Below are 6661 nucleotides of genomic sequence, written 5' to 3'. Positions count from 1 at the left end.
AAAAAGATTTTATTGTTATTGGTGATTCTTTATCAATAGAAGAATCGTATTTAGATGACTGGAGTGAAAATAAAAATACATGGTTGTTATTTATAGCTTATTTTGCAAAAATATTTCTACTTTACTTTTTCAAACAATACGATAAAGCCCTTAATTATCCAATCAAAGCTCAAAAAAATATTGATGCTTGTTCCAAATACTTGCCTGCACCTCAGCAGAATTTCTATTCATCTCTTACTTTCCTAGCTAATTACCATAATTCAGATCCAATTAAACAGAAACAATTACTCAAACAAGTAGAAAAAAATCAGGAAAGCATGAAAATGTGGACTGGAAATTGCTCAGAAAACTTCCAGCACAAATACGATTTAGTAGAAGCAGAAAAAGCACGAGTATTAGGACAAACTTTACAAGCGCAACAACTGTACGATCGCGCCATTCAAGGAGCAAAAAAATATGAATTTATCCATGAAGAAGCTTTAGCTTATGAACGAGCAGCAGAATTTTATCTTGCCCTTTACAGACAAGAAATAGGTCAATTTTACCTCAGAAATGCCCATCATTGTTACATCCGTTGGGGAGCAAAAGCTAAAGTCAAACAATTAGAAGAGGAATATCCCCAATATTTATTAGGAGTAGCAAATAAAAATAAATCAAAAGGTATTAGTACAACTATTTCTACCTCCGGTAATCATGGAGAAATTCTCGACTTAACCACAGTAATGAAAGCATCTCAAGCAATTTCTGGTGAAATTAAGCTGGAAAATCTCCTGCACAATTTAATGAAAATTACCATCGAAAATGCTGGAGCACAAACAGGATTTTTAATTCTCTACCATCAAGGAAATTGGGTTATAGAAGCTCAAGGAAAAATAAACAGCGACGAAGTAACAATTTTACAATCAATTCCCATCGAATCTACAGACCCTCAAACATCAATTCCCATATTACCAACTACCATTATTAACTATGTAATTCGCACTCAAGAAAATATTGCACTCAACGACGCAGCTAACCAAGGACAATTTATTAATGACCCCTATATTATCGCCACAAAAAGTAAATCAATTCTCTGCACTCCCCTAATTAATCAAAGTCAATTAAGCGGAATAGTTTATTTAGAAAATAATTTAACCACAGATACATTCACCTCAGAAAGAGTCGAACTATTAAACATTTTATCTGCTCAAGCAGCAATTTCTATCGACAATTCCCGACTTTATCAAACCCTAGAACAAAGAGTAGAAGAACGCACAAAAGAACTATCTCAAACCTTAGAAGTTCTCAAAGCAACTCAAGCAGAACTAATCTTTGAAAATGAACTACTAAAAACTGGCAAACCAACCTCTGATTTTAATTATAAAGTAGGTGGAAGTTTGCCCAATAATTCCCCTACTTATGTAGTCCGGCAAGCCGATCGCTCCCTCTATCAAGCCTTAAAACAGGGTGAATTTTGTTATATTTTGAATGCCCGACAAATGGGAAAATCTAGTCTGATGGTCAGAATGATCCACCATCTCAACCATGAAGGACATCATTGTGCCGCAATAGATTTAACTCAAATTGGCAGTGAAAATGTCACCGTAGAACAATGGTATAAAGGATTAGCAGTGGATCTATTGCGAAGTTTTCGTTTAATGAAAAAATTTAACTTAATCAAATTAAAAACTTGGTGGAATGACAGATTAGATATTTCTCCGGTACAAAGATTAAGTCAATTTATTGAAGATATTTTATTAGTTGAACTGAATAATGAAAACGATGAATCTATCAAAAAAGTCTTCATTTTTCTTGATGAAGTTGATACAATTTTAAGCTTGAAATTTCCAGTAAATGACTTTTTTGCCCTGATACGCTCTTGCTACAATAAACGAATGATTCATCCAGAATCTATATACCAGAATCTCGCCTTTGCTTTTTTTGGGGTAGCAACTCCTTCAGAATTAATGACTGATATGAGAAGAACCCCTTTTAACATTGGTCAAACAATTGAACTAGAAAGCTTCAAAAAACATGAAGCACAACCTTTATTATATGGAATAACAGAAAAAGTTAGTAATCCTCAAACCATGCTGCAAGAAATATTAAACTGGACTGGAGGACAACCTTTTTTAACTCAAAAACTATGTCAATTAATTCGTAATTCAGAAATACCAATTCCAGTCAATGGTGAAGCTAAGTGGATAGAAAACTTAGTACAAGAAAAAATCCTGAAAAATTGGGAAAGTCAAGATGAACCAGAACATTTAAAAACAATACGCGATCGTATTTTTCATAGTAAAAATAGAAGACAAATGCTCGAAATTTATCAACAATTATTAGAGCAAAAAGAGATAATGAGAACAAACATTCCAGAAGAAAAAGAATTATGTTTATCAGGACTGGTAATTAAGCAAAATGATTTGCTGAAAATTCATAACCGCATTTATGAATTAATATTTAATCACAGTTGGACTGAAAAAAATCTGCTTGAGTTGAGCTAATAGTCAGGAGTTAGTCCTCAGAAGTCAGTTCTCAGAAGTCAGGAGTAATTGTGAAATATTCTATTCTGGTCTCCGTTCTACTAAACTTACCCAAACTTCGCTCTGTCTTTTTAAATTAAAAATATCTCAAGCAGGTTCTATAACATTGCTCTTGCCCACTCAATAAATAACTTTGCCTGCTCTGCCCAAAAATCAGAACCCCAATAAACAAAACAACTGGTTTCACATAACAATAACGCTCTAGTTTTTTCAGCAGACCCCTTACCAGACTCTACAACCTTGGCATAATCTTGACTCAACTTTTCAACTGCTGCCAATACCTGTTGTCTAAGGTCTCCCTCTTGCCATTGCTGATGACCGCCGATCCACGAACCCCCGGTTGACTTAAGTCTTACCTCTGTCACTGAACCCTCTGATAAATATGTATCGATATATTGACTTACAGTCAGAAAACCTACATCAGACCAGCGATCGCTCTCCCGAAATAGAGGAGCAAAAGAATTCTTAAAATATTCAAACATCATCACATTACCATTTTCCCCATCAGAAGTCGGCACTACCAAAGCAGGCGATTTCATTCCCACTTCTTGCCCACGATATCGGACATCACTAATACAACCATCAGCATTTTGACCACTTTGCTGTCGAATACCCATATCCGTATCCCTAACCACACAGAGAATACGTTCCGACTCACCACCTGACTCTACCACCAACCAATGCACTCGATTTTCTAACTCTGGCGTACTCCAACCTTCAGGATGTTCCAACGCTGCATTAGGTAAAATAATCCATTCATAACCGCACTTCTTCAACAGACGCACAAATTTTAATGCTTCAGCAGGGTCTCCTGTCATACCCATCTCTGGCAACCAAAACCCTCTTATCCGCGATAGTGCCTCTGTCCCAAATAAATCGGCAAAGACTCGTCGCCATTCCATAATTTGAGCTTCGTGGTCTCGTTCAGGAGTGGCCGGAAAATAGCAATGACTATATGCACTACCAGTAAATTCTATTGTGTCTGAATATTCTGTGAGAACTTCTCGCCAGAGACTAATCACATCTCCTACTGGTTCATTATCAACGTGAAGATGAGAAAAAATGCCATTGGTAGAAAGTTTGGCCATTTCTTCGAGCAATACTCCAGAGTAATCTACCATCATCCGGGGTTGATGACCTTCTTGTATGAGTTGTTTCGCATAACGGGCAGGATTTTTGTATGCTTGAGCAAACCATTGAGCATTCCAATGCTCTTCAGAGTTTTCTTCACTGCCAAGCATTTTTTCTAAGTTGCCCTGTAGTTGACCATTATTCCAAATCGGAGGTTGGTGAAAATGTAACCAGGGGACAAATATGGACAGAGGATTGGGATTTGACACTATATAAAATTTCCTGCACTTTAGCCAGGATACTAGTCAATCATAGCACTTTTAAGAAAAGTTAGGACAAGTTCTCAAATCTTGAAGCTCGATGGAACTTTTGGGGAGTTTCAGAAGCCAAACTTCAAATCAACAACTATTAGTTGACCCTCAAAAGCGTAGAAACTAACTTTGTGAATGTTCTGGGCATTCACAGTTAATTGAGCATTTGGGGAAATATGTGAATTAGAGTTAAGTAAGTTTGAGGCGGAGGTTTCGTCTTTGGCCAGAAGTTCTTCATTTTGATTATAAGCTGATAAGACTGTTCGGCGAGAACTGGTGACTACTCCACTGACAAACTTGACTGGAGATTTAAAGTGAATTTCTATTAGGCCACTTTTTGGCGCTCCCATTAAGACTTTGACGCCTGGAGGCACTGCAAAAGCAGGGTTTGATGGTTCAATCGCAATTGCATTAGAGAAAGTTAGGCCCCAATTTTTAAACTGATGGTCTACTACTTCAAAGGATTTTAAATTTTCTAGGTCAAGGCTAATACAACTAGGCATTGTTGAGAGTTGTAAGAATTCTGATTCAGTCATTTCATCGTCAGGAATGGCTACGGTATATCTGTTGAAATTGTTGACTCTGAAGTTATTGCTGAGAGGATTGATATTTCGCGTTGTATCAATGGGAAAAGTCTTTAGCATTGGACATCCTTGATAAATTTGTCATCGCAGCGAGGGGCTATACCCCTCATTGTATTATTACTTATAGCTTATTCTTGAGAACTTTGCTTTGATCAGGAAAGTTTTCATTTTCTTTAGAACTTCACTTTGAGCAAGGGAATTTTCGGTTTGTATCGATGACTAAGATTGACCATTTCTGATTATGACTTTATTTGAGTTACAAATAAAAATGATTTATTGAAAGTTGTAATAAGGGAATAGGAAATATTAGGAAAAACACTAGCATAAGTCAAATACCAACTCGTTCTTTGCTATATGTAGCTTCTATAGCGCTGTGCGCAGGCAACAGGCAACAGGCAACAGCTCATCTGGGGGAGTAAATTGCCGATAATATAAGACTTTTAGCTATTTAGCCCCTCCTGCGATTTGTAAAGATACCAGCGCTCATTGCTATAAAATTTGATATTGAGAAAGATTAAGATATAAAAAATCAACCGAGTATCTGACTAAAACAATGCTTGATACTCGGTATCTGGAATTTTTGACCCAATTTTACAGCACTTTTTAGGAAGCGTGAGGTACAGTTTTAAGATGAATATTTTTTTCCCTACTCCCTACCTAAAGTCCTAAAATTTTGTACCTCATCAACTCCAAAACTGCTGTAAGTTTTAAGAATCATTCGTTGCTGACAAAACGTTAAGAGATAAAGCCAATTTCACCTTCAACATTAAATTTTTTTTGAGGATGTTCTTTTAAGAACAATTCCACACCTTGTCGTACTTGTTGTCCCCAATAATCTAAACCAACATCATGAAGAATTATTGTTCCTTCTGGTTTAATATAACTAGAAAGTAGTGTTAGGTCTTGTTTGACCGCCTCCGTTCTATGATCTGCATCCAGAAATGCTAGATCGAATGGTCCATATTCTTCACATACTTCTCGACCAATAATTTCTCTGTCTTCAAGGTTAATCCCATAATTTACAACTTTATCTAAATCTTCTTGGTTGGGAAAACCGCAAGAAAAAAAACCTCGTTTTAAGGTAAATCTTGTCAAAAATTCAAAGTGTTTAAGCACTTTTTCAACAAAATATAAATGAGTTTGTTTATTTTTAATTTCAAATTGTTTAACGCAAAGAAGATTGAGAAGTTCTACAGGAAGATCGGCATCGACACAAACAATTTTTGACTCTGGTAGACACAATCCTAATACAGCAGTGGAAACTCCGACAAACGTGCCAATTTCTAATATTTTTTGATGATTTTTTTGACGGCTAATATTAATCAATTTTTCGGCATCATCAAGTTTGACTGAGGCATTTTCAATAAATTCTCTTTCAAGTCCTTGGTTACTAAGAAAAGATAATGCTTGTTCTCTAGCTTCTTTGACAGTTATCATCTTTAAAATAGTATTTTTTTCTATTTGTAGGATATTGATTTATCTTAGCATCTAAGCATTCAGCAGTCAGCTATCAGCTTTAGGAAATTAAATCACTCTCAAATCTAATTTTCCTTGGCATCTCTTTTTTTCCAAAAATCATCACGCATTGTTTGCTCTGATTTTAACCGAGCAAGTTTTACTTTTTCTAGTTCTTCATTAAATTTATAAACTATTGCTTTTTCATATTGATAATTAACTATTTCTCGAGGTGTCAAAACAGGTTGTACAAGAGAAACCATTTTAGCTCCAATTGCAGTATGAATTTTTTCTTGAGTTTGCCCAGAATAACGTCTTCCAGTAATCACATACCAAGCAAACATTTCACAATTATTAGTATGAATATTGTACTTGCCAAATTTGTGTAAATATTCACAAGCTCGTTGTTCTTGTTCAACTGTTAATTCTGCCTCTTTTCCTTGATATTCAATTCCTAGAGGACCCCATCCAATTGAATTTTCAAATGTTCCGTCAGACGAAATAAAATAATGTCTAGCAATTCCAGCAGTGGATTCAATTGCAATACTATAAATTGAGGAATTCATACGTTTTATACTCCTTTTATTTATAAAGCTTTTACCGTTTTTATGAAGTACAAAATTTTAGGTTTGAGGGAACAAGGAATAGGGAACAGGGAACACAAAAGAATCAAAAAAACTCTACCTCATAGCTTCGGAAATTGCTGTATGTATTTTTA

The 6661-nt window shown here is 35.5% G+C and carries 5 protein-coding genes; 1 reads left to right on the top strand and 4 read right to left on the bottom strand.

The window, feature by feature from the left end:
• On the top strand, positions 1 to 2483 hold a 2483-nt coding region (locus tag F6K13_RS12390), incomplete at its 5' end, for an AAA-like domain-containing protein (RefSeq protein ID WP_287287506.1).
• 137 nt (positions 2484 to 2620) lie between these two features.
• Here F6K13_RS12390 and F6K13_RS12385 read toward each other — a convergent pair.
• From F6K13_RS12385 to F6K13_RS12370, 4 genes are all read right to left on the bottom strand, one after another.
• Entirely contained in the window at positions 2621 to 3862 is a 1242-nt protein-coding gene (locus F6K13_RS12385) for a glycoside hydrolase (protein ID WP_240038858.1), read from the bottom strand.
• Positions 3863 to 3972: 110 nt separating this feature from the next.
• A complete protein-coding gene (locus F6K13_RS12380) occupies positions 3973 to 4548 on the bottom strand; it encodes a hypothetical protein (RefSeq protein WP_124144082.1) in 576 nt (191 codons plus the stop codon).
• Between the two features lie 675 nt (positions 4549 to 5223).
• On the bottom strand, positions 5224 to 5925 hold the full coding sequence (locus tag F6K13_RS12375) for a class I SAM-dependent methyltransferase (RefSeq protein WP_124144083.1): 702 nt from the start codon (positions 5923 to 5925) through the stop codon (positions 5224 to 5226).
• Positions 5926 to 6029: 104 nt separating this feature from the next.
• Positions 6030 to 6509, bottom strand: a complete 480-nt coding sequence (locus tag F6K13_RS12370) for an NC domain-containing protein (RefSeq protein ID WP_287287504.1) — start codon at positions 6507 to 6509, stop codon at positions 6030 to 6032.
• Between the last annotated feature and the right edge of the window lie 152 nt (positions 6510 to 6661).

The organism is Okeania sp. SIO2B9, from assembly GCF_010672505.1.
GTDB classification, from domain to species: domain Bacteria; phylum Cyanobacteriota; class Cyanobacteriia; order Cyanobacteriales; family Microcoleaceae; genus Okeania; species Okeania hirsuta.
The sequence above is the reverse complement of the archived record's forward strand: the minus strand, read 5'-3'. Positions and strand labels throughout refer to the sequence as shown.

What these genes read in the sequence shown, in the direction of transcription:
- F6K13_RS12370 (WP_287287504.1), bottom strand. Translation starts at nt 6,509, where the DNA reads ATGAATTCCTCAATTTATAGTATTGCAATTGAATCCACTGCTGGAATT.
- F6K13_RS12380 (WP_124144082.1), bottom strand. Translation starts at nt 4,548, where the DNA reads ATGCTAAAGACTTTTCCCATTGATACAACGCGAAATATCAATCCTCTC.
- F6K13_RS12375 (WP_124144083.1), bottom strand. Translation starts at nt 5,925, where the DNA reads ATGATAACTGTCAAAGAAGCTAGAGAACAAGCATTATCTTTTCTTAGT.